The sequence below is a fragment of the Bosea sp. F3-2 genome, assembly GCF_008253865.1.
Lineage (GTDB): Bacteria > Pseudomonadota > Alphaproteobacteria > Rhizobiales > Beijerinckiaceae > Allobosea.
This window is the reverse complement of the sequence record NZ_CP042331.1, coordinates 4068162-4089039: the sequence shown is the minus strand read 5'-3', so window position 1 is coordinate 4089039 and position 20878 is coordinate 4068162. Positions and strand designations below refer to the sequence as shown.

Below are 20878 nucleotides of genomic sequence, written 5' to 3'. Positions count from 1 at the left end.
GGCATGCCTACCCAAGTGAGACCTCGCAGCCGATTTCCGCTTCCGGCCCTTCCGGCCTTCGGCACACGGCTTCGCTCCGCCACGACGACGATCATCGCGATCGGCGTGGTCGCGGTCGCGATCATCGTGGCTGCCTGGATCAATCAGCAGGCGCGACGCACCTCTGACCTCGTCTCGCACGCCATCGAGATCCGCGAGCGGGCGGAGCGCTTCCTCGGCCGGCTCCGCGATGCCGAGACCGGGCAGCGCGGCTATCTCCTCACGGGCCAGGCGAGCTATCTCGAACCCTTTACGGAAGGGCGGGCAGCGGCCGGGCCCGAGCTCGATATCCTCACCGCCCTCGTCGATGCCGATCCGGTCCAGAAGGCGCAGATGGCCAGGCTGCGCGACGACATGCGCCTCAAATTCGACGAGCTCGACCGCACGATCGCGCTCGAGCGGGCAGGGCGCCGCGATCAGGCTCTGGCCCTCTTGCGTGATTCCGGTAGCGGCGATGCGATGGATCGCCTGCGCGACACGGTGCGGGAGATCCAGCAGACGGAGAACATCCGTCTTCTGACTCTCTATCGCCAGGAGGAGCGTCGCCGGCTCTGGGGCAGCACCGGTATCGTCATCGCGCTGGCGGGGCTCGCCTTCGCCGCCTGGCAGCAATTGCGCCGGCGTCAGCGCCGCAGCGTGGCGCTGGCGATCAGCAACGCCGAACTCGAAAGGATCGTCGGCGAGCGGACCAGGCAGCTCGAGAGCGAACACCTGCGGATCGAGGCGCTGCTGCGCGACGTCAATCATCGCGTTGGCAACAACCTCGCCATGGTCTCGGCGCTGCTCAACGTCCAGAGCCGCCAGACGCGGGAGCCGGCCGTGAAGGCTGCGCTGGCCCAGGCTCAGTCGCGCATCCAGGCGATCGCGGCTGGCCAAAGGCGGCTGCGCCTCGACATCGAGACGGACGAGATCGATGCGCGCCCCTATATGGAGGATCTGCTCGCCGAGATCGGCAAGGCGGCGGAGGGGCGCCCGATCACCATCGATCTGGATATGGATTCGATCCGCCTGCCGGGGCGGGACGCCGTCTCCTTCGTCGTCATCGTCAACGAACTCGTCACCAACGCGATCAAGCATGCTTTCCCGGACGGCATGTCCGGGCGAGTCACCATCCGGCTCGCGCGCGAGGACGCAGACGACGCGCCGGCCCTCACCATGACGATCGAGGATGATGGGGTTGGCCTGCCCGCCGAAGTCGAGAACAAGGGATTAGGGCAGACGGTGATCGCGAGCCTGCTTCGCAGCATGCGGGCCACCATGACGACCGAACCGCTGCATCCGGGCACAGAACGTCCCGGGACACGTGTGACGCTGACGTTCCCGAAGCGGGAGAGTTCACAGGCCTCTGCTTGAGGCTTCGAGCGTTAGCGGCGGTCGAGAGCTCCGCCGCTAACCCTGCACGGCGCCGTCGCGGGCACCGATCGCGCTCATGACGAAAGTGGCCACTTCGCGGATCGAGAATGGCTTGCGCAGGAAACGGGCGCTGCGCAGCGGTGCGGGAACCTCGTTTGGACCCGATCCCGAAACGAAAGCGAAGGGTGTTCCCGTCTTCTGAAGCGCACTCGCGACATCGAAGGTCTTCCCGCCGACGACGTCGATGTCGAGCAGCGCGCAGGAGAGCTTGCGTGCCGTGGCGCGGCGCGCTTCCGCAACAGAATCGACCACGATCAGTTCGGCCTCGTCGCCGAGCTGCTCCGCCACGGCGCTTTCGATGTCCATGGCGATGAACGGGTCATCTTCGACGATCAGAACGCGAATATCAGCCATCGACCGGCTTCTCACTCACTGCAATCCCACGATGTCCCGACAACGTCATTGGATTGGCGATGTTCCTGCTTCTAACCCCATATGGGGGAAGAAGCGTCGACTTTGAGTCGATTTTGCCAAGTCAAGGTTAGTAAAAAGTAAGTCTTTGCCGAAAACGATGACACCCGCCCTTCGGTTTGATCAGGTTGGTTAATGGACCTCTCGACAATCGATGGAGCGCGCCTGTCAGCGCCGCCTCCCGGGAGGGACGAGCGTCAGTTCCAGGGCGGTCACGCCGGTCGCGACGTTGATGCCGCGATGGCCCTGGAACGGCAGCGGCTGCAGCGTCACTTCGTCTTTCTCCCCACCGGTCAGCATATGGCCGCCTGTTCCGGCGCCTGTCCCCGACGCCTTGTACTGGCCCGCGAGGGCTCCCAGCGGCGCGCGCGCATAGGGGCCGAAGACACGCCAGGCCATCGCCGCGCTGCGGATCGATGCGAGGTCGAGGCTGAAGCCGTGGACGACACCGGTGTATTGCTGCAGCGGCCCACGGCGGGGGCGGAAACGGCACTCCATCGGCTTCTGCGTGGTCACGATGGCGGCGGGCGGGCCGCTGAGCGTGCAGGATAGCCGCCCGGTCGGGGGGCCGCTCGGCTGGGCCAATGCAGGGGCGGTCAGACATGCCAGGCCGGCGAAGGCGGTTAGGGCAAGGCTGGATCGGGAATGCCCAGTAATCATCGCATATGCTCCTGGCGGGGGACCGGTCGAAACGCCCCAAGAAACCCACAGTTCCGCCGTAAGGGAACCAAAGGAAGCTTGTTGCGTTGACTCGTTATCTTGGCATGGGAATGTCGATGTCCGTGAGTCGCCTGCGGGGAGAAATCCCAACAATCCACGACCCGGCCCCGGAAACGGTCCTTCCGCCGTTCTGGGAGCTTGAGGATTTGCTGGCTACAGGGCTCGATTGCGATGAGGCCCTTGCCGTGATGGCGGCGCGCCGCGCTGCCCCGAGGCTCGTCGATGACGGCGGGCTCGATGAACCCCCAGAACGCCAATCTTTCCTGCTGCGCTTCGACGCCCCCGAATAGTTTTCCTTCCATCACTGGCAGAAGCGCGATGAGCGCGAACGCCGCGCCTGGATGTCGACGTGCAGGTGGTTGGCGTGAGCGGCGTCAGAGCCGGGCCCGAGCGCCGTCATGAAGGCTCCGCAAGCCGATTGGCGCACCGCGTCTAGGAAGCGGTTCTGGACAAGGCCCGAGGGCTTTTCGACGAGGATCGTCTCCGACTTGCCGCCTTCCGCGAGTTTGAAGGCGAAGATATCCAATGCCTGCCCGGTGGCATGCTCGCTGATCGGGCCGGACGAGTCTCGATTACGCCGCCGGCATTCCTGCCCGCCACCGACCTGCATCCCGGCCAGGCTGAGAGTGAAATACCCGCGCGCCAAAGGCTGAACGCTCGTGTCGAGCCAATCGGCGACGGCCGATGCCATCGCACAGCTGACCAGCGGCGCCGGCTCGAAGGTGACCGTCTGTCCCGATGTGCTGCCCCGGATCGCGAGGGTGTGCAGGCGAACCGGGTCGTCCACGTGGCAAGCAGGATCAGCTTTGGAAACCTCCGAATCGGCCGGTTCCACCCGGTTCCCCGGAATGGAGGCCATCCTGGACAGGCAAGACTGCGCCTGCCCGCTTGCCGGTGGAGGCAGGGGCGGCGAGGGCTTGGCTTCTTCCGGCTGAGCGGCCGGGCGCGGCAGAAGCGCCGCCGGTCGCGGTGGCGGCAATCTCTGCGCGCGCGGCTGGGAACGAGGCGCAGCAGTCTCTGCCCGGGGCGATGCGGGTATGAAGCAGGCGGCGATCAGGACAAGGATTGTTGCCGCGGCGAGGCTCGGACGCTGGATCGAATTCAGCTGTCGAGCGCGGCAGCGCCGGCAACGGCCAGACTCGTCAGTGCAGCCAGCGCCAGGGACAGGATCTCTCCGCTGAGGGCACCCGGAGTGACGGCTCCCGAGAACAGCGCTGTGGCAATCGAAGTCGCCGCGATTGCTGCTGACAAGCAGGTCATCGCCATGGGCCACGCCCTCCCGCACCGGAAACCAAACCGACATTAGGGTGCGAACGTGCGGCGGCGATGCCGGTTCCAGAGAGCGCGACAAAAAAGCCCGCGGAGACCGCGGGCTTCGCGGCAGCGTCCGAAGGCCGGGCTCAGGCAGCCTTGCGACCTGCTCGCCGGTCGAAGAACAGCGCCTGGCTGATGGCGGCCTTCACGGCCTCCGGTTGGAACGGCTTGGTGATCAGGAAGGCGGGCTCTGGCCGGTCACCGGTGAGCAGCCGTTCCGGATAGGCCGTGATGAAGATCACGGGCACGTCGATCGATGTCAGGATTTCGTTGACGGCATCGAGGCCGGAGCTGCCATCGGCCAGCTGGATATCGGCCAGCACCAGACCCGGGCGCTTCTTGCCGACGAGGGCGATCGCTTCGCGCTGGGTGCGGGCTACGCCGGTGACGGTGTGGCCGAGTTCCTCGACCATCGTCTCGATGTCGAGCGCGATGATCGGTTCGTCCTCGATGATCAGCACGTCGGTCGCGACCTGCTCGGCGATCTCCTGGCCGGCGGTCTGGACCAGCGCGGCCGCATCGGCCGTGTTGACACCCATGATCGTCGCGACCTCCTCGATCGAGAAGCCCTCGACGGTTCGCAGCAGGAAGGCCTGTCGCGGCCGCGGCGTCAGCGCTTCGAGATTGCGTTCGGCCGGAGCCCGGGTGAGCTCGACGACGGGCTCGCTGGTATCGACGCTGGCCGAGGACCACAGCTTCAGGAAGGATTGATAGAGGCCGACGCGCGGGTCGATGCCGTGGGGGAAGTCGGAAGGATCCGCGATGAGTGCTTCCAGCATCGCGACGACATAGGCGTCGCCGCTGGCCTGGGTGCCGCTGAGGGCGCGCGCGAACCGGCGCAGGTAAGGAAGATGAGGCGCAATTTCTTTGGCGATAGACATGAACGCGTCCCTTTTATCGTGCTGAAATAATGGCTTAGGATGAGCCTCTGACAAGAAATTTATTTTTTGCCGGATGTGGAACCTTTTGGAAACGAGCCTGTTATTAGGGCGCATTGGTGTCGCCACCGCCACGGGGCTCTGGTTTCGCCGGCAGAGAAACGAAGTGCGGGACTTGCTGGAAAAGCAGGCCCGGTTGTGGCGCGAGGGCTGAGATGAGCAACTTGGATACAGCGATGTCCGAACCCGACGGGGGCGACAATGACGACTTTGAGCTGGTCCTGGATCCGAAGGTGCAGGAATCCATCGGTCGCTCGCTCAAAGCTCACTACGACGACATCGTGAACGCGCCTGTCCCGGACAAATTCCTTGTGCTGCTGGCGCAGCTGGAGGCTACGGAACAGCGGGCAGCCGGAGCGTCGTCCGATGAGTGCAAATGATTCCACTCAGGCTTCCCGCGCTGCCACCGAGTTCAAGGATGGCCTGATCCGCGAAATCCCGAATTTGCGTGCCTTCGCGGCGTCGTTGTCGGGCTCGATGCAGCTGGCGGATGACCTCGTCCAGGACACGCTTCTCAAGGCCTGGAGCAATTCCGATAAGTTCGAGGCCGGTACCAGCCTCCGCGCCTGGCTGTTCACCATCCTGCGCAACACCTACTACTCGCTCTATCGCAAGCGTGGGCGCGAGGTGCAGGACAGCGAGGGCATCTATGCCGAGCGCATGGCGACCTATGGCAATCAGGAGAGCCACCTCGACCTCGCCGATTTCCGCAAGGCGCTGGCCAAGCTTCCGGAGGAACAGCGCGAAGTCCTGATCATGGTGGGCGCGACAGGTTTGTCCTACGAGGAGGCGGCCGGCATTTGCGGTGTGGCGATCGGCACCATCAAGAGCCGGGTCAACCGCGCGCGGACGAAGCTCGCCGAGCTGCTCTCCATTGGTAGCGTCGACGATCTCGGGCCGGACCGCACCAGTGCGGCCGCGATGCAAAGGGTCGGTTCCGAACCCGTCGGTTCCTGATGCGGCTGGCGCGATTCAGCACCGTTAGAGGGCGTCTCCTGGCCCTGCTGATCGCTATTGCCGTGCCGGTGGGATGCGCCGCAGCCTTCGCTGCCTATGCCACCTATCGCGCTGCAACGGTGACGATCGAGGCCGCGCAGGAGCGCGCGGTCGATGATTTTGCCGTGCGCACCCGCGTTTGGTACCGCGGAGCAGCGCGCGCGCTGCTCGCCTTCGGAACGATGGCGAACGATCCGCGCGTCGATCCGGCGGCTTGCAAAGAAGCGGGCCTGGAGGCGATGCAGCGCGTGAGCGGCTTCCGCGCCTTCTTCCTGCGCAGTGCCGATGGACGCATCTGCGCGGGTTCTCTCGATGCCAATCTTTCGAAGGAGACGTTGAGCGATGTCGCCCGGCAGCTGGCGGGGCTGCCTTCCGTGGCGAATTGGAACGGGGCCGATCTCGGGAGAATCCGCTATGACCAGATCACGCTCGCAGGCCAACGCTACCTCGCGATCCTGATGGCCGATGCGCAGGCTTCGAACGGGCGGCTGCAGGAGGCCCTCCTTCTGACCGGCCCGGAGCTGCTAGAAAACGTCTTCGACCTCGGCGATGGCCGCCGGGACATGGATGTCGCGCTGATCGGCCGGGGCAGCGGCGTTGTCGCCAGCCGGGGTGACAATGCCGATTTGTCGTGGCTGCCGCAGCAGGATCGCGTTCCGGCCGGTCGCGAGCGCTGGACTGCGCGCAGCCGCGACGGCCAGGATCGTCTCTACGCCGCCCGCATGGTTGCTGAGCCGGACCTCTACGTCATCGCCAGTTTCGACGGTGGGCCGGCCCAGGCCGCGCGCATGCAGTTCCTCGTTCTCCTCCTGGCACCGCTGCTCACGCTTGCCCTGCTTTGCCTCGTCTATCTCCGCGCGATCGACAAGCACTGCGCCCGCTGGCTGCGCGGCATCGAGGCGGCGGCCCGTGCGAGGGCCTCGTCCGGGCGGACGAGGGCGGCGATCGCCGACGATATGCCGAGCGATATCCGCAGCGTGGCGGAAGCCTTCAACGCCATGGTCGATGAGCAGGAGGTGCGCCAGCGCCGCCTGCAAACCGCACTGGACGACAATCGCTTCCTCGTGCGTGAGCTGCATCATCGCGTGAAGAACAGCCTGCAGGTCGTCCAGAGCTATATCGGCCTGAGCAAGCGCGATTACCGCAGCGAGGCCCGGCTGGCGCTCGCCGATGCCGAATGTCGCGTCCATGTCCTTTCGGCCGCCTACCGCTTCACGCTGGCCGATGGCGAGATGCAGCCGGTCCGCGTCGATCTCTTCCTCGACGACGTCGTCACGATGATCTCGAATCTGATCCGCAGCCGGGAGCAGTGGGTCACGAGCAGCATCGACACCGCAGCGACGCTCTCGGTGGACCGCATCATTCCGCTTGGATTTCTTGTGGCGGATGTCGCCTCGCGCGCGCTGCGTGGCACGCCCGGCGTGCGGATTACCGTCAGCGTCGTCGATGTCGACGATGCCACGATCGAGGTCGGGCTCGACGCCGATCGCGAGATCAGCCACGGCGCGCCGCCGCGCGTCTTTGCCGGCCTCCTCGCCCAGATCGAGGCGGTACAGACGGCTGAACCCCAGGGCGGCGCGCTCGGCCGCTGGCGTGTCAGGCACGCGTCCTGACATTTGCGGCCTGAATCGCCGCGCGTCCTATCAGACGCGACAACGGTGATTTATCTATTTGTTATCGCATCGGATTCTTCCGAAAAGTGGAATCCACTTTTCGGTCCGATGCTATAGAGCATGCTGGGTTTCACGGAAACGGTCCCCCCTCATTCCGGACAAGCCGACAGCGGCGCCGATCCGGAATCCATCATCAGGCTCGGTGCTCTACGATGGATTCCGGGGCAAGCCCGGAATGACGGCGCATTTCCATCGAAAGTCAGCAGGCTTCTAGAGCTCTCGCACCGGCTCGATCGATACGCCGACGCTCAGTCCCAGGAAGGAGCCCGCCGGCCCGGTGAAACTTCCGGCGACGGCCGAGGCGTCCTCCGGCACACGGGCAACCGCGACTCGCAGGAGTTGGCGATCGGCGACGAGATCATTGGTCGGGTCGAACTCGACCCAGCCATCGCCGGGAATGAAGACGTCCGCCCAAGCATGGGTCAAGCCGACGGCGCTGGTTAGCAAGGTGTCTTCCGGGCTTCTGTCATGGATATAGCCCGTGACGAAGCGGGCAGCGAAACCCATGCGCCGCGCGAGCTCAATGAACAGCCAGGCATAGTCGCGGCAGGAGCCGCTGCCGCTCTCCAGCGTGTCGACGGGATGCTGCGTGCCTTCGTCGAAACGCACGGCGTAGGCCAGCGCGCCATGGAGCGCATGAGCGAGATCGCGCAGGAGATGGCCGGAGCCCTGGCCGATCCGCGCCCTGAAATCAGCGAGCCAGCGATCGAGCTTCCTGTCGGGGTCGGCGCTGGCGAGCGCGAGGAACGGCTGGAGCACCGCTCGCTCGTTCTCGCTGTAGACCACGCCCGTCAGCGCCGTGCCGGGCTTGATCTCGGCGCGCGGAACGGCGGACCCGAAGCGCTGGAGCATCAGGATGCTTACGATATCGAGCGTATCCGCTTCGGCCTCGAAATTCGCGATGGCGACAGGATTGCCGTAGGCGTCATGCATCCAGTTCAGGCTGGCCGTGGGCGAGATCGAGAGAGCGGTGTCGACGACGCGCAGGTCGAAGCTGTCGCGTGGCCGCAGCATCAGCCGGTGCGGGCCGAAGACGACGGGCTGAGTGTAGCGATAGGTCGTTGCGTGCCGGATGCGCAGTAGCATGGTTTCTGTCCGCAAGACCAAAAAATAAACCGCCGGAGGCGGCTTTGAAGTGCGGCGCGAGGATGCGCCGCACGTGCAACGCGAGAAATCGTATCAGGTTCCGCCACGAGACTCAGCGGACGACATGCGTGATCGGCCCGCCCGCCAGGGCCTGCTGCGACGGCGAGGCGATCGCCCGTTTCGCCGTGCTCTGAGCTCGGTCAGCGTGATCCACCGCGGCAAAGCGCAGATCCGCTCCCTGGTCGCGCTCACCCCTGGCTTGCGCAACGCTCGTCGAGCTCTGGTCGGTCGCACCTTGCAACTGCGCACCAACAGTCAGGCCCGTGATGGCTGCGCCCATCAAGCCGAAGAAGCAAAAGGCTCGAACAGCGGGGGCAAGGCTGGCTTTCAGCATATCCATCTCCCAACGCTTCCGACCTGGAAGGTCGGATTTCGGCAAGAAAACGCAGCGGAATGCTTGATGGTTCCCTTGGGCTCGATGGGGAACGCGCCACGGCTCTTGTGAGTTGATCGATTGCCGATGCCTTCCACATCGGTTTCGGGGGATCGATCGGCTCATGAACATTATCAGTAAGCAGGGACGATTGGGAACGCCCTGTCTCGCCTGCCCGTTGCGGCTGAAGCCCGCCTTCAAGGACAAGACCGACGACGAGATCCGTTTCATCCAGGCCATGAAGGTCGACCATCGCACCTTTCCAGCGGGTGCAGACATCATCCATCCCGGACAGGAGGATGCGGAACTCTACACGCTCTATTCGGGCTGGGCCTTCCGCTACAAATCCCTGCCGGACGGACGCCGCCAGATTCTCAACTTCCTGTTGCCGGGGGATCTCGTCGGCCTGCAGGCCTCCCTTCTCAGCGCCGCCGAGCACGGCATCGAGGCGCTCACCGACGTCGAGCTCTGCGTTTTCCCGCGCAAGCGGATCTGGGACCTGTTCGTAAAGATGCCGACGCTGGCCTATGAGCTGGCCTGGCTCGGCTCGCGCGAGGAATCCCTGATCGACGACAATCTGACCTCGGTCGGCCAGCGCAATGCCGGGGAGCGCATCGCCGCGCTGGTAATCTCGCTCTACCATCGCGCCGAGACGCTGGGTCTCGTCAGCAGCGGCAGCTTCGCCTTTCCGCTCTCGCAGCAGCAGCTCGCCGATGCGCTGGGCCTGTCTCTGGTCCACACCAGCAAGACCTGGTCGCGTCTGCGCAAGGCCGGGCTGTTCTCGCTCTCGGGCGGGCGGCTGACGCTACTCAACCCCCGCCTGACCGCACATATGGCCTCGATCTATGAGCAGGTTTCGCTGCCGAGACCGTTGATCTGACAGCTTTTTGCCGGATTCGCGGAAAAGAACTTGGCGGGCGACCGCTCTTGACCCCATATGCCGCACAGGTAACGTTCGGCTGCGTCAGACGCGTCGTCTCTGCGGCGATCAAGGGGTGCCATGTCTTCGACGGTCCGTCATCGTCCGCGCGCAACGTCGCTCGCCGCTCGCCTCGGGCAATCCCGCGTGGCGTCGCGGATCGAGGGCGAGGTGCGGGTGACGGCCGCTGACCTTGTCGACAGCGTCGCGGAAGCCAGGCTCAAGGTGGCTGCGGTCCGCTACAAGGTCGAAAGCGAAGTTCGCATCACCGCCGAGAAGCTCAGGAGTCGCGTCAGCGAAGCCAGGACGAAGCTCGGCGACGAGGCCCGCTTCATCAAATCCTGGATCGACGATCCGCTCCGCACCGGCTCGGTGACCCCGTCGAGCCCGGCGCTCGCGCGGCGGATGGCTTCCTTTGTCGATCCTGAGCAGCCCGGTCCGGTCATCGAGATCGGCCCCGGTACCGGACCGGTCACCGAGGCGCTGATCGAGCGCGGCATCGACGAGAGCCGCCTGATCCTCGTCGAATACAGCCCGGAGTTCTGCGAGCTGCTGCGCCAGCGCTTTCCACACGCGACAGTGGTGCAGGGCGACGCCTACGCCCTGTCCAAGACTCTCGCCGGCCATCTGCACGAGAAGGCGATCGCGCTCGTCTCGAGCCTGCCGCTGTTCACCCGGCCACCGGCCACCCGCACGGCATTGGCGCGTGAGGCGTTTCCGCTGCTGGTCGAGGGCGCGCCCTTCATCCAGTTCACCTATTCGGTGATCTCGCCGATCCCGCGCAAAGGTTCCGGCCTCAAGGCCTTCGTTTCGGACTGGGTGCTGCGCAACATTCCACCGGCACGGGTCTGGGTTTACCGCCAGATTCGGTGACGATCCGAGCTTTTGGCAGCCCTGCGTTGCGTGCAGCGCTTGATTCGCGCGGCTTTCCTCACTGAATCGTAACACCTCGTTGCTAGGCAGCCTTGGCGACCGGGTGCTCCGCTGGCCTGCTCGCCAGAGGAGCCGGATCAGCCGATGAGTGCCCCAGTCCTCCGTTTCAGCTTGCCGCGCTGGCGCGTGACGCGCTGGCTTGCGGATGCTGGCCCGGATGTCCCCCCCGATATTCGGGTCGCGCTGGTGGCAAGCCTCTACGGAACGCTGCCGATCTTTGCCGGTGGCGTCATCAATTCCCTGGCGGTGTCCTTCCTGATCGCCTGGCGCATCCCGACCCTGCCCTTCACGCTCTGGTGCGCCTTCGAGATCGTCTGCTGTCTGGTGCGCCTGTGCGTCCTGCTTGTGGCGCGCAAACGCGCGGCGCGCGGCCAATCGACACCGACGGACATCTATCTCCTGCTCGGCGTCGCCTGGGCGGCCGGTATCGGAGCCGGCACCTTTCTGAGCCTGATGAGCGGCGACTGGGTCGCGGCGGCGCTCGCCTGCCTGTCGGCCGCTGCGATGGTGGGCGGCATCTGCTTTCGGAACTTCGCCGCACCGCGCATGGCCGGCGTGATGATCGCCCTCACGCTCGGCCCCTGCGTGCTTGCGGCGCCGTTCCTGTCCGAGCCGATGATGTTGATCACCTTCATGCAGATCCCGTTCTATCTCTTCAGCATGACGGTGGCCGCCTACAAGCTGAACGCCATGCTGATCTCGACCATGCGGGCGGAACGTGAGAATGCCTTCCATGCACGGCACGACATTCTGACGGGGCTGTCGAACCGGGCGGGGCTGGCGAAGGCCTTTGCCGCGAGGTTCGACGGTGCGGAGGCTCCCAAGGGGCTCGCCTTGGTCTATCTCGACCTCGACGGCTTCAAGGCCGTCAATGACAGCTACGGCCACATGGCCGGAGATGCTTTGCTCCAGCTGGTGGCCGAGCGGCTGCGGGGTCTCGTCCGTGCCTCCGACATCGCAGCGCGCATCGGCGGCGACGAATTCGTCGTCCTCTCCGAGCAAACCGAGCAGGTTCAGCTCCAGCGCTTCGGCGAGCGGATCGTGCGGGAAATCTCCGAGCCCTATGAACTCGACAGCGGGCACAAGCTCCATATCGGTGCTTCGGTCGGCATCGCGCTCGCTCCCGAGCATGGGCGCGACATGACCAGCCTGATGACTGCGGCCGACGCCGCGCTGTACCAGGCGAAATCGCGCGGCAAGTCATTGTGCATCATCGCCTCCCAGCGTCCGGTGGTCGAGGGTGCCTCGTCCGGCGGGAGCCTTCGCCTGCAATAAGCCTTTGCTTGCGCGGCGGGGCTTGACCCGCCGGCCCGGCTCGGGCTTGCCTGACGCGCGTAGCAGCCGGGACTTCAGGCGTGACCGATATCGGGCGGCTCGTCCGCGACATTGCCGACGAGATGCGCGACGCCAGCGAGCGCGGCGAGGTCGCGACCTATATCCCGCCGCTCGCCCGCATCGATCCGCGCCAGTTCGGGCTCTGCGTCGTGACCGCGGACGGGCAGGTCCACGCCGCCGGCGACAGCGAAGAGCCCTTCTCGATCCAGAGCGTCTCCAAGGTCTTCGCTCTGACCCAGGCGCTCGGCAAGGTCGGCGACACGCTCTGGCGCAGGGTCGGGCGCGAGCCGTCCGGCACGCCCTTCAACTCGATCGTCCAGCTAGAGCGCGAGCAGGGCGTGCCGCGCAACCCCTTCATCAATGCGGGCGCGCTCGTCGTCGCCGACGTCAATCTTGCTGGCCATGAGCCCCGTGTCGCGATCGGCGAATTGCTGCGCTTCGTGCGTTATCTCGCCGATGACGACACGATCGTCATCGACGATGTGGTGGCGCGGGCCGAGCAGGCGACCGGCTTCCGCAACATCGCGCTCGCCAATTACATGAAAGCGTTCGGCAACATCACCCATGCGCCGGAGCTGACGCTCGGCGTCTATTTCCACCAATGCGCCATCGCCATGAGTTGCCGCCAGCTCGCCATGGCCGGGCGCTTCCTGATGCATGGCGGGCTCTACGAGCCGGGCGGCCCCCGTGTTGTCTCGGCCCAGCGGGCGCGGCGCATCAACGCGCTGATGCTGACCTGCGGCCACTACGATGCTTCGGGCGATTTCGCCTTCCATGTCGGCCTGCCCGGCAAGTCGGGCGTCGGCGGCGGCATCCTCGCCATCGCACCGGGCAAGGCCGCGATCGCGGTCTGGTCGCCCGGCCTCAACGCCAACGGCAATTCGCTGCTCGGCACGCTGGCGCTGGAACGCCTGGCCGAGGCGACCGGCTGGTCGGTCTTCGCGCGGTAGAATGTCCTGCGCAGGAACCTAGTCGTCATTCCGGACAAGCCGCGATAGCGGCGCCGATCCGGAATCCATCGAAGAGCACAGCACTCTACGATGGATTCCGGGTCTGCGCTTCGCTTCGCCCGGAATGACGACTGTTTCCGCTGCGCCTAGCTCCGCAGACCCGGCGCTTCCTGGCCCGTGCGGGCGACGTATTCCGTGTAACCGCCGCCATAGGCGTGGACGCCCTCCGGGGTCAGCTCCAGCAGCCGGTTCGACAGCGCGGCGAGGAAATGCCGATCGTGCGAGACGAAGAGCATCGTGCCCTCATATTGCGAGAGCGCGGTGATCAGCATCTCCTTGGTCGCGATGTCCAGGTGGTTGGTCGGCTCGTCCAGCACGAGGAAGTTCGGCGGATCATAGAGCATCATCGCCATCACCAGACGGGCCTTCTCGCCGCCCGACAGGAAGCGACAGCGCTTCTCGACATCGTCGCCGGAGAAGCCGAAACAGCCCGCCAGCGTGCGCAGCGAGCCCTGCCCCGCCTGCGGAAAGCGATCTTCCAGCGCCTCGAAGACGCTGCGCTCGCCGTCGAGCACCTCCATGGCGTGCTGGGCGAAATAGCCCATCTTGACGCTGCCGCCCACGGTGACCGTGCCGGCATCAGGTTCGGTCGTGCCGGTGACGAGCTTGAGCAGCGTCGACTTGCCGGCGCCGTTCACGCCGAGCACGCACCAGCGCTCCTTGCGGCGGATATGGAAGTCGAGCCCCTCATAGATGCTGCGGCTGCCATAGGCCTTGTGGACGTTCTTGAGGCTGGCGACGTCGTCGCCGGAGCGTGGCGCCGGCTGGAACGCGAAGGCGACGGTCTGGCGCCGCCGCGGCGGCTCGACACGCTCGATCTTGTCCAGCTTCTTGACGCGGCTCTGCACCTGCGCGGCGTGCGAGGCACGCGCCTTGAAGCGCTCGATGAAGGCGATTTCCTTGGCGAGCATCGCCTGCTGGCGCTCGAACTGCGCCTGCATCTGCTTCTCGGCCAGCGCGCGCTGCTGCTGGTAGAATTCGTAGTCGCCGGAATAGGTGGTCAGGGCGCCGCCATCGATCTCGATGATCTTGCCGACGATGCGGTTCATGAATTCGCGGTCATGCGAGGTCATCAGCAGGGCACCGTCATAGCCCTTGAGGAAGGATTCCAGCCAGATCAGGCTTTCGAGGTCGAGATGGTTCGACGGCTCGTCGAGCAGCATGGCGTCCGGGCGCATCAGCAGGATGCGGGCGAGCGCGACGCGCATCTTCCAGCCGCCGGAGAGCGCGCCGACATCGCCCTCCATCATCTCCTCGCTGAAGCCGAGCCCCGCCAGAACCTCGCGCGCCCGCCCATCCAGCGCATAGCCGTCGAGCTCCTCGAAGCGCGCCTGGACCTCGCCATAGCGGGCGATGATCGCCTCCATCTCATCGGCCCGGTCGGGATCGACCATGGCGGCTTCGAGCTCGTGCAGCTCGGCCGCGACCGTGCTGACCGGGCCAGCGCCGTCCATCACCTCGGCCACGGCGCTGCGGCCGGCCATCTCGCCGACATCCTGGCTGAAATAGCCGATGGTGACGCCGCGATCGATCGCGACCTGGCCCTCGTCGGGCGCCTCTTCGCCGGTGACCATACGGAAGAGCGTGGTCTTGCCGGCGCCGTTGGGACCGACGAGCCCGACCTTTTCGCCCTTCAGGAGCGAGGCCGACGCCTCGATGAAGACGATCTGCTTTCCGTTCTGCTTGCTGATGTTTTCGAGGCGAATCATGCGTTTGGAAACCTTGGGAAGCGACGCCCTGCGCCACTAAGCTATCGGGTACGATTGCGAAAGGCGGTGCAGGGCCGCGATCAGGCTGAGATCGAGGCGCTGCGGGCACCGGCTGCACTGAGGAGATCAGCGGGCGCGAGCGCGATCTGGAGACCGCGCTGGCCGCCATTGACGTAGACCAGCGCCTCGCCCGAGGCGGCTTCGTCGACGATCGTGGGCAGCTTGCGCTTCTGCCCGAAGGGGCTGACACCGCCGACTTTGTAGCCGGTCAGCCGCTCGGCGTCGGGCACCGGCATCATCGCTGCCGACTTGCCGCCGAAGGCGGCCGCGACCTTCTTCATGCTGGCCTCGCGATCGGAGGCGAGCACGATGCAGACGGGCTTGCCGTCGACCTGCGCGATCAGCGTCTTGAGCACGCGCTGCGCCGGCTCGCCCAGTGCTTCCGCCGCCTGCAGCCCCACGCGCTCGGCATTCGGATCATAGGCGTAGCTGCGCAGCTCGAAGGAGATGCCGAACTGCTTCAATGCCTGGGTGGCTGGGGTTGTCTGGGCCATGCTCTGGAGAATATTGGCTGTCGGCGAAAATGGTGCAGAACGCGAGCGCTCCCACCGCGAAAGCCCAGTAACCCCTTGCCGGCCGCTTGAAAAGCGCAGCGGGGCGTTGGCCTCTGGCAGATCATCGGACGTAGACGGGTTGGTGCGCCTATCTGATCCAGGACGGCGACTGTTCCCCCGCTTTGCCTTCGGCCAGGCAAATGTCCATCATCGTGAACGGCGCAGTGGAAGCGAGCGAAATGCGGCTACGCTGCCCGTGGGTCATGGATTTGCAAGCGGAAGGCCCTGCCCGATGCATACGGCTGACATCATCGAGCGTTTCAGGGTGATGGATGGAGACGGCTTCCGGCTGAAGCATTTCGATCCGGCCGAGACCTGCGGGCTCGACATCGAGAAGGACGAGGCGAAAGAGCTGCTTCAGCTCGGCGTCAAGCGCCTGCACGATCTCCAGGAGCGCCTCTACGCCGAGCGGCGCTGGTCGATCCTGATCGTCCTGCAAGCGATCGACACGGCGGGCAAGGACAGCACGATCAAGCACGTCATGTCCGGTGTGAACCCGCAGGGCTGCATCGTGCATTCCTTCAAGGCTCCGAGCCTGACGGAGCTTCGCCACGACTTCCTATGGCGGACGAGCTGCAAGCTGCCGGAGCGCGGCGAAATCGGCATCTTCAACCGCTCCTATTACGAGGAGGTGCTGGTCGTGCGCGTCCATGAGGAACTGCGGCACAAGCAGAACCTGCCGCCCGAGCCCGCCGGCGAAGAGCTCTGGACGAAGCGCTTCGAGAGCATTCGCGACTTCGAGAAACATCTCGGGCGTAACGGCACCGTGGTGCTGAAATTCTTCCTGAACCTCTCCCGGGAGGAGCAGAAACGTCGGTTGCTCGCGCGCATCGACGAGCCCGACAAGAACTGGAAGTTCGATTTGAACGACATCGTCGAGCGGGAGCATTGGGACGATTACCAGCGAGCCTATCAGGCTGCGATCGCCGCCACCGCGACAAAGTCCGCACCCTGGCATATTGTGCCGGCCGACAACAAATGGTTCACGCGGCTCGTCGTGGCGGCGACGATCGTCGAATGCCTCGAGAGGCTCGACCCGCGCTTTCCGCCCGTCGACGATGATCTGCGCAAGGCGATGGCGAAGGCGCGCAAGCAGCTTCTCGACGATGGCGAGCACAAGAACGGCAAGGGAGACCGGGACCATGGCTGATGCCGCGGAGGTCGAGGCTCGCGCCGGGACGGACGGAATGGTGCATCTTCCAGGTGGCACCTTCCGCATGGGATCGGACGAGCACTATCCGGAGGAAGCCCCCAGCCATCGCGCCAGCGTCGATTCGTTCTGGATCGACGCGACGCTGGTGACGAACCGGCAATTCCGCGCCTTCGTCGAAGCGACTGGCCATGTCACCTTTGCCGAGATCGCACCGGACCCGAAGGATTATCCCGGCGCGCTCCCGCATATGCTGCGGGCGGGGTCACTGATGTTCGACCCGCCTTCGCATCCCGTCGACCTGCGCGACTGGTCGCAATGGTGGGCATTCAAGTTCGGCGCGACCTGGCGCAAGCCTTACGGCTCCGGCTCCTCGATCAAGGGCCTGGACGATCATCCCGTCGTCCACGTCGCCTATCGCGACGCCGAGGCCTATGCGGCCTGGGCCGGCAAGTCGCTGCCGACCGAGGCGGAATGGGAGTTCGCTGCCTGGGGTGGCCGGGAGGACTCTGAATTCGCCTGGGGCGACGAGCTCATGCCGGATGGCCGGCATATGGCCAATACCTGGCAGGGTAACTTTCCCTTCGAGAATACCAAGGAGGACGGCTGGGCCCGCACCTCGCCGGTCAAGGCCTTCCCGCCGAACGGCTACGGCCTCTACGACATGATCGGCAATGTCTGGGAATGGACCGCCGATTTCTGGTCGGTGCGACATCAAGCCGATGCCCCGAAGGCCTGCTGCGTGCCGCAGAACCCCCGCGGCGGTCCGGAAGCCGAAAGCTACGACCCACGTCAGCCAACCATTCGCATCCCCCGGAGGGTGCTGAAGGGCGGCTCCCATCTGTGCGCGCCGAATTATTGCCGGCGCTATCGGCCGGCGGCGCGTCACGCCGAGCCGATCGATACGTCTACCAGCCATGTCGGCTTTCGCTGCGTTGTCCGCGAGCGCTGATCCCTCTACAGCTGAACTTCAACCACGGGCAACACAAGGACGGCTGAGGCCGAAGATCCCAATGATCGACACCAGCAGAACCCGCTTCGCCACCTTGCTTGCCCTCATGATCCCGGCCGCCGTGCTGGGCGCCTGCACGACCCAGGAGGCTGCTTCGCCGTCTGAGCCGCAGATCAGCGTGACGTCGGTGCCGCCGCAGCGCAGTTATCTCGATCCTGGCCCGACCCCGTCGCGCACCGGTGGGCCTGCCTATATCCAGGCCGGCAGGAACAGCTTCGCGCGCCAGACGGACAGCTTCGGCAACGATCTCGTTCCCAAGATTCCGTGAGATCAGCAGACGCCGGTTCGGACCTTGCGTTCCGAGCCGGCATTTACGGTTACACGTGGTGACCGTCGGGTCGGTGATGCCGTTGACGATGACGCTGGCGTTGATGGCGACGCGGGGGCCGGCGATGGTGCCGGTTTTGGTGAAGCTGCCGATGCCGGCGGCGTTGACGCCGGCGCCGCCGGCCATGAGGGCGGTGGTCTCAGCTTGCGAGCCGCTCTCCCAGCCTTCCATGAAGACCGCGCCGATATTGACGCTGCCGCCGGCCTTGTAGGTCTTTGCCCCCAACCGTCCAGTGAGATTGTTTGCTTGCTCTTCCGCTTTTGACCCGGGCGAATGGCCGTCGGCAAACGGGAGGTCGAAACCGGGAGCGGACGGCACTACTTCTCACATCGATGCCGCAGTGCACCAATGGCGGAAGTCGGCGGGCTGCCGGATAGAAGACATCGGCGCAAGAGCAGAGAATGGATGTCCAACCATCCTCCCATGAGGCGGGCAATCGCTCCGTCTCGCCTCTCGGTCAGTGGAGCCTGGAGCCGGCATAGCGGGCTGGTTGCCATCCACCGCACGCAGCATCCCACGCACCGCCGCCGCGAACCGCTGGCCGATCTCGGCCTGATCAAGACTGTTCGGCAGGTCGATATGCTCGATTGCATCGAGGACCTCGACACCGGAGTCCCAGAAGACGGGATCGCCCTTGGCCTCGCGCGATCTCGGGAACGTGGCCTTGAACCGCCGCACCAGCTCCTTCGCGTCCCGCCCGAGCTCAAGGCTGACGACCCTGCCGCGCGAGATCGCGAACAGGACGGGGCCGAAGGAGCTCGGCGCGACCGTGTAACGGACCTCGTCCTGGCAGCGTACGAAGCTGGTTCCGCGCCGGACCAGATCAAGCAGAGCGATTGGAGAGGGAAGCGCGGCGAGAGCGTTCAACATGGTCCGGTCCTCGATGCTATCGGGCGGTGGCGGGCGGTACGCCCGCCGGGGGTAGGTCGGTGGCTTCAGACCGCCGCGCTGCTGTCCGTGAAGTCGGTGCTAACGGATACCTCGCGCCAGGCGGCGAGTTCCTTGGCGACGAAGGCGTTCTTGGCTTCGATCGCCGCGACCGTGTCGCTGCCAAAAGGCATCCGCAGCGGGGCGTCGGGGTTGCCGCCCAGGGCGACGATCGCGGCGGCGAGCTTGGCCGGGTCGCCGGGCTGGCGATGGCTCAGTTTCGCCGCATGCTCACGGACGGCACCCGCCGTCTCAGCATAGTCGTCGATCCGAGCGCCGCTGGTGCTGAGCGAACGGGCATCGAGGAAATCCGTGCGGAAATAGCCGGGCTCGATAACCGTGGCCTTGATCCCTAGCGGGGCGAGCTCGTCGGCCAGCGCTTCGGTGAGACCCTCGACCGCGAACTTGGTCGAGCAATAGACGCCGAAGCCCGCCGCGCTGCGATAGCCACCGATCGAGGAGATGTTCAGGATGTGGCCGCTACGGGCGCGCCGCATGTGCGGCAGGACCGCTCGGCAGATATTGAGCACGCCGAAGACGTTGGTCCGGTAGAGCGCCTCGACCTCGGTGGCGGTAGCTTCTTCCACGGCGCCGAGCAGCCCGAAGCCGGCATTGTTGAGCAGGATATCGATCCGGCCGAAGCGATGGATCGCTTCCTTGACGGCCGCATGCGCCTGCGCCTCGTCGGTGACGTCGAGCGCGACGGCGAGCAGATTGGGATGCTCGCCGAGCGAGGCGATGGCGCTCTTCGGATCGCGGGCGGTGGCGACAACCGCATCGCCCTTCGCAAGGGCGAGCTTCGCAACCTGTGCGCCGAAGCCGCGGGAAGCGCCGGTGATGAACCAGACAGACATGGCTTTTTCCTTTCGATCCTTCGGCTTCACTGCCGATGATTGAAGGGTAGTCAGCTGCTTCTGCTGAGTGTATCCATTCAATTATCATTGGCTTGATGAGTTATTTTCAGCAATGAAAAGCGATCCGGCTTCCCTTTCCATGTTCCTGGCGGTGGCGCGGCATCGCAGTTTCCGCCGCGCCGCCGACGAGCTCGGCTGCACGCCCTCGGCAATCAGCCATGGCCTGCGAGCACTGGAAGAGCGGTTGCAGATCCGCCTGTTGAACCGCACGACCCGCAGCGTCGCGCTGACCGAGGCCGGACAGCGTCTCCATGATCGGATCGAGCCAGCGTTCCGCGACATCAGCGACGCGCTCGACGATCTCAATATCTACCGCGACCAGCCGGTCGGCAGCCTGCGTCTCAACGCTGCCCATCTGGCGACGCAGATGGTGCTGCTGCCTCTGGCGCTGCGCTTCATGCAGCAGCATCCGCAGGTGACGCTGGAGATCATTGCAGACAATGCGCTGGTCGACATGGTTTCGGAGGGCTTCGACGCCGGTGTCCGCTTCGGGGAGGTGATCGCGCAGGACATGATCGCCGTGCCGATCGGCCCGCGGCAGCGTTCGGCCGTCGTCGCTGCGCCGGAATTCCTTGCCCGGCATTTCACGCCCTCGGCGCCGGAGGAGCTGCGGACGCTTCCCTGCCTGCAGCTGCGCTTCGCCAGTGGGCGTCTTTACGACTGGGAGTTCGAGCGCGGGGGGATCGAGTTCCAGGTGGCGGTCCAAGGGTCGCTCATCCTCGGCGACCAGGGACACATCCTGCAGGCGGCGCTCGCCGGCATGGGCGTCGCTTATCTCTTCGAGATGCAGGTCGAGCAACATCTCGCGGAGGGTCGGCTGGTCAGGGTCCTCGATGACTGGTGCCCGTATTATCCGGGCTTCCATCTCTACTACCCGAGCCGACGGCAGATGCCGTCGACCTTACGGGCCTTCGTCGATTTTGTGCGCGGAGAGCGGACGGTCTCGGCCTGACCGCCGCTCCCGGCGCATGCTTCAGCCGGCGAGGATATCCTCGATCCGGATC

At 65.4% G+C, this 20878-nt stretch carries 25 protein-coding genes; 14 read left to right on the top strand and 11 right to left on the bottom strand.

What is annotated here, in order from left to right; genetic code table 11:
- The first annotated feature begins 3 nt into the window (after nt 1–3).
- Nucleotides 4–1392 (top strand): sensor histidine kinase, encoded by a 1389-nt coding sequence (locus tag FQV39_RS18770; protein ID WP_149131671.1) that lies wholly within the window; start codon nt 4–6, stop codon nt 1390–1392.
- A 36-nt stretch (nt 1393–1428) separates the two neighbouring features.
- Here FQV39_RS18770 and FQV39_RS18765 read toward each other — a convergent pair whose 3' ends face one another.
- Nucleotides 1429–1806 carry a response regulator gene (locus FQV39_RS18765; RefSeq protein WP_149131670.1) on the bottom strand — a complete coding sequence of 126 codons (378 nt, stop codon included), beginning with the start codon at nt 1804–1806 and terminating at the stop codon, nt 1429–1431.
- A 225-nt stretch (nt 1807–2031) separates the two neighbouring features.
- Entirely contained in the window at nt 2032–2523 is a 492-nt protein-coding gene (locus FQV39_RS18760) for a DUF992 domain-containing protein (RefSeq protein WP_149131669.1), read from the bottom strand.
- An 86-nt stretch (nt 2524–2609) separates the two neighbouring features.
- On the opposite strand from FQV39_RS18760, the gene FQV39_RS18755 reads away from it, so the two are divergent.
- Entirely contained in the window at nt 2610–2873 is a 264-nt protein-coding gene (locus FQV39_RS18755; protein ID WP_149131668.1) for a hypothetical protein, read from the top strand.
- An 11-nt stretch (nt 2874–2884) separates the two neighbouring features.
- Here FQV39_RS18755 and FQV39_RS33225 read toward each other — a convergent pair whose 3' ends face one another.
- The 3 genes from FQV39_RS33225 to FQV39_RS18745 all read right to left on the bottom strand — a co-directional run bounded on the left by FQV39_RS33225 (nt 2885) and on the right by FQV39_RS18745 (nt 4778).
- Nucleotides 2885–3442, bottom strand: coding sequence for an extensin-like domain-containing protein (locus FQV39_RS33225; protein ID WP_282570087.1), 558 nt, complete (start codon nt 3440–3442; stop codon nt 2885–2887).
- A 242-nt stretch (nt 3443–3684) separates the two neighbouring features.
- Nucleotides 3685–3849, bottom strand: coding sequence for a hypothetical protein (locus FQV39_RS33220; protein ID WP_187639983.1), 165 nt, complete (start codon nt 3847–3849; stop codon nt 3685–3687).
- Nucleotides 3850–3983: 134 nt separating this feature from the next.
- A complete protein-coding gene (locus tag FQV39_RS18745; RefSeq protein WP_149131666.1) occupies nt 3984–4778 on the bottom strand; it encodes a response regulator in 795 nt (264 codons plus the stop codon).
- Between the two features lie 233 nt (nt 4779–5011).
- On the opposite strand from FQV39_RS18745, the gene FQV39_RS18740 reads away from it, so the two are divergent.
- Genes FQV39_RS18740 through FQV39_RS18730 form a run of 3 tightly spaced genes read left to right on the top strand, consistent with a single transcriptional unit; the run spans nt 5012 to nt 7444 of the window.
- Nucleotides 5012–5215, top strand: coding sequence for a NepR family anti-sigma factor (locus FQV39_RS18740; protein ID WP_149131665.1), 204 nt, complete (start codon nt 5012–5014; stop codon nt 5213–5215).
- Nucleotides 5202–5792, top strand: a complete 591-nt coding sequence (locus FQV39_RS18735; protein WP_149131664.1) for a sigma-70 family RNA polymerase sigma factor — start codon at nt 5202–5204, stop codon at nt 5790–5792. Before FQV39_RS18740 ends, FQV39_RS18735 begins: the two co-directional genes overlap by 14 nt.
- A complete protein-coding gene (locus FQV39_RS18730; RefSeq protein ID WP_149131663.1) occupies nt 5792–7444 on the top strand; it encodes a sensor histidine kinase in 1653 nt (550 codons plus the stop codon). The genes FQV39_RS18735 and FQV39_RS18730 overlap by 1 nt, the downstream gene beginning before the upstream one ends.
- A 270-nt stretch (nt 7445–7714) precedes the next feature.
- Here the strand turns inward: FQV39_RS18730 and FQV39_RS18725 are convergent, their stop codons facing one another.
- Nucleotides 7715–8590 (bottom strand): transglutaminase family protein, encoded by an 876-nt coding sequence (locus FQV39_RS18725; protein WP_149131662.1) that lies wholly within the window; start codon nt 8588–8590, stop codon nt 7715–7717.
- A 112-nt stretch (nt 8591–8702) separates the two neighbouring features.
- Nucleotides 8703–8984 carry a hypothetical protein gene (locus FQV39_RS18720; RefSeq protein ID WP_149131661.1) on the bottom strand — a complete coding sequence of 94 codons (282 nt, stop codon included), beginning with the start codon at nt 8982–8984 and terminating at the stop codon, nt 8703–8705.
- Nucleotides 8985–9147: 163 nt separating this feature from the next.
- Between FQV39_RS18720 and FQV39_RS18715 the strand changes: the two genes are divergently transcribed.
- The 4 genes from FQV39_RS18715 (at nt 9148) to FQV39_RS18700 (ending at nt 13160) form a co-directional block, all read left to right on the top strand.
- The gene (locus FQV39_RS18715) at nt 9148–9903 is read left to right on the top strand and encodes a Crp/Fnr family transcriptional regulator (RefSeq protein ID WP_149131660.1); all 756 of its coding nucleotides are present in this window, start codon (nt 9148–9150) and stop codon (nt 9901–9903) included.
- A gap of 303 nt (nt 9904–10206) precedes the next feature.
- Nucleotides 10207–10815, top strand: a complete 609-nt coding sequence (locus FQV39_RS18710) for a class I SAM-dependent methyltransferase (RefSeq protein ID WP_472840653.1) — start codon at nt 10207–10209, stop codon at nt 10813–10815.
- 144 nt (nt 10816–10959) lie between these two features.
- The gene (locus FQV39_RS18705; protein WP_149131658.1) at nt 10960–12150 is read left to right on the top strand and encodes a GGDEF domain-containing protein; all 1191 of its coding nucleotides are present in this window, start codon (nt 10960–10962) and stop codon (nt 12148–12150) included.
- A gap of 80 nt (nt 12151–12230) precedes the next feature.
- Entirely contained in the window at nt 12231–13160 is a 930-nt protein-coding gene (locus FQV39_RS18700; RefSeq protein WP_149131657.1) for a glutaminase, read from the top strand.
- Nucleotides 13161–13306: 146 nt separating this feature from the next.
- Here FQV39_RS18700 and FQV39_RS18695 read toward each other — a convergent pair whose 3' ends face one another.
- Together FQV39_RS18695 and ybaK are read right to left on the bottom strand one after the other, a co-directional pair.
- Entirely contained in the window at nt 13307–14929 is a 1623-nt protein-coding gene (locus tag FQV39_RS18695; RefSeq protein WP_149131656.1) for an ABC-F family ATP-binding cassette domain-containing protein, read from the bottom strand.
- 80 nt (nt 14930–15009) lie between these two features.
- A complete protein-coding gene (gene ybaK, locus FQV39_RS18690; protein WP_149131655.1) occupies nt 15010–15483 on the bottom strand; it encodes a Cys-tRNA(Pro) deacylase in 474 nt (157 codons plus the stop codon).
- 292 nt (nt 15484–15775) lie between these two features.
- Between ybaK and FQV39_RS18685 the strand changes: the two genes are divergently transcribed.
- The 4 genes from FQV39_RS18685 to FQV39_RS33215 all read left to right on the top strand — a co-directional run bounded on the left by FQV39_RS18685 (nt 15776) and on the right by FQV39_RS33215 (nt 18244).
- The gene (locus tag FQV39_RS18685; RefSeq protein ID WP_149131654.1) at nt 15776–16693 is read left to right on the top strand and encodes a polyphosphate kinase 2 family protein; all 918 of its coding nucleotides are present in this window, start codon (nt 15776–15778) and stop codon (nt 16691–16693) included.
- The gene (locus tag FQV39_RS18680) at nt 16686–17645 is read left to right on the top strand and encodes a formylglycine-generating enzyme family protein (protein ID WP_149131653.1); all 960 of its coding nucleotides are present in this window, start codon (nt 16686–16688) and stop codon (nt 17643–17645) included. The genes FQV39_RS18685 and FQV39_RS18680 overlap by 8 nt, the downstream gene beginning before the upstream one ends.
- Nucleotides 17646–17706: 61 nt before the next feature.
- Nucleotides 17707–17973, top strand: a complete 267-nt coding sequence (locus tag FQV39_RS18675; RefSeq protein WP_149131652.1) for a hypothetical protein — start codon at nt 17707–17709, stop codon at nt 17971–17973.
- A gap of 58 nt (nt 17974–18031) precedes the next feature.
- Nucleotides 18032–18244, top strand: a complete 213-nt coding sequence (locus tag FQV39_RS33215) for a hypothetical protein (RefSeq protein ID WP_187639982.1) — start codon at nt 18032–18034, stop codon at nt 18242–18244.
- Nucleotides 18245–18357: 113 nt separating this feature from the next.
- On the opposite strand, the gene FQV39_RS18665 is transcribed toward FQV39_RS33215, so the two are convergent.
- Nucleotides 18358–18903 carry a hypothetical protein gene (locus FQV39_RS18665; RefSeq protein ID WP_149131651.1) on the bottom strand — a complete coding sequence of 182 codons (546 nt, stop codon included), beginning with the start codon at nt 18901–18903 and terminating at the stop codon, nt 18358–18360.
- A gap of 65 nt (nt 18904–18968) precedes the next feature.
- Nucleotides 18969–19814 (bottom strand): oxidoreductase, encoded by an 846-nt coding sequence (locus FQV39_RS18660; protein WP_149131650.1) that lies wholly within the window; start codon nt 19812–19814, stop codon nt 18969–18971.
- A 112-nt stretch (nt 19815–19926) separates the two neighbouring features.
- On the opposite strand from FQV39_RS18660, the gene FQV39_RS18655 reads away from it, so the two are divergent.
- Nucleotides 19927–20826 carry a LysR family transcriptional regulator gene (locus tag FQV39_RS18655; protein ID WP_149131649.1) on the top strand — a complete coding sequence of 300 codons (900 nt, stop codon included), beginning with the start codon at nt 19927–19929 and terminating at the stop codon, nt 20824–20826.
- Nucleotides 20827–20878: the final 52 nt, after the last annotated feature.

Excerpts from the sequence above, each read along its gene's own strand:
- FQV39_RS18770 (WP_149131671.1), top strand. The coding sequence starts at position 4 with ATGCCTACCCAAGTGAGACCTCGCAGCCGATTTCCGCTTCCGGCCCTT.
- FQV39_RS18765 (WP_149131670.1), bottom strand. The coding sequence starts at position 1,806 with ATGGCTGATATTCGCGTTCTGATCGTCGAAGATGACCCGTTCATCGCC.
- FQV39_RS18760 (WP_149131669.1), bottom strand. The coding sequence starts at position 2,523 with ATGATTACTGGGCATTCCCGATCCAGCCTTGCCCTAACCGCCTTCGCC.
- FQV39_RS33225 (WP_282570087.1), bottom strand. The coding sequence starts at position 3,442 with ATGGCCTCCATTCCGGGGAACCGGGTGGAACCGGCCGATTCGGAGGTT.
- FQV39_RS33220 (WP_187639983.1), bottom strand. The coding sequence starts at position 3,849 with ATGGCGATGACCTGCTTGTCAGCAGCAATCGCGGCGACTTCGATTGCC.
- FQV39_RS18745 (WP_149131666.1), bottom strand. The coding sequence starts at position 4,778 with ATGTCTATCGCCAAAGAAATTGCGCCTCATCTTCCTTACCTGCGCCGG.
- FQV39_RS18740 (WP_149131665.1), top strand. The coding sequence starts at position 5,012 with ATGTCCGAACCCGACGGGGGCGACAATGACGACTTTGAGCTGGTCCTG.
- FQV39_RS18735 (WP_149131664.1), top strand. The coding sequence starts at position 5,202 with ATGAGTGCAAATGATTCCACTCAGGCTTCCCGCGCTGCCACCGAGTTC.
- FQV39_RS18730 (WP_149131663.1), top strand. The coding sequence starts at position 5,792 with ATGCGGCTGGCGCGATTCAGCACCGTTAGAGGGCGTCTCCTGGCCCTG.
- FQV39_RS18725 (WP_149131662.1), bottom strand. The coding sequence starts at position 8,590 with ATGCTACTGCGCATCCGGCACGCAACGACCTATCGCTACACTCAGCCC.
- FQV39_RS18720 (WP_149131661.1), bottom strand. The coding sequence starts at position 8,984 with ATGCTGAAAGCCAGCCTTGCCCCCGCTGTTCGAGCCTTTTGCTTCTTC.
- FQV39_RS18715 (WP_149131660.1), top strand. The coding sequence starts at position 9,148 with ATGAACATTATCAGTAAGCAGGGACGATTGGGAACGCCCTGTCTCGCC.
- FQV39_RS18705 (WP_149131658.1), top strand. The coding sequence starts at position 10,960 with ATGAGTGCCCCAGTCCTCCGTTTCAGCTTGCCGCGCTGGCGCGTGACG.
- FQV39_RS18695 (WP_149131656.1), bottom strand. The coding sequence starts at position 14,929 with ATGATTCGCCTCGAAAACATCAGCAAGCAGAACGGAAAGCAGATCGTC.
- ybaK (WP_149131655.1), bottom strand. The coding sequence starts at position 15,483 with ATGGCCCAGACAACCCCAGCCACCCAGGCATTGAAGCAGTTCGGCATC.
- FQV39_RS18685 (WP_149131654.1), top strand. The coding sequence starts at position 15,776 with ATGCATACGGCTGACATCATCGAGCGTTTCAGGGTGATGGATGGAGAC.
- FQV39_RS18680 (WP_149131653.1), top strand. The coding sequence starts at position 16,686 with ATGGCTGATGCCGCGGAGGTCGAGGCTCGCGCCGGGACGGACGGAATG.
- FQV39_RS18675 (WP_149131652.1), top strand. The coding sequence starts at position 17,707 with ATGATCGACACCAGCAGAACCCGCTTCGCCACCTTGCTTGCCCTCATG.
- FQV39_RS18665 (WP_149131651.1), bottom strand. The coding sequence starts at position 18,903 with ATGTTGAACGCTCTCGCCGCGCTTCCCTCTCCAATCGCTCTGCTTGAT.
- FQV39_RS18660 (WP_149131650.1), bottom strand. The coding sequence starts at position 19,814 with ATGTCTGTCTGGTTCATCACCGGCGCTTCCCGCGGCTTCGGCGCACAG.
- FQV39_RS18655 (WP_149131649.1), top strand. The coding sequence starts at position 19,927 with ATGAAAAGCGATCCGGCTTCCCTTTCCATGTTCCTGGCGGTGGCGCGG.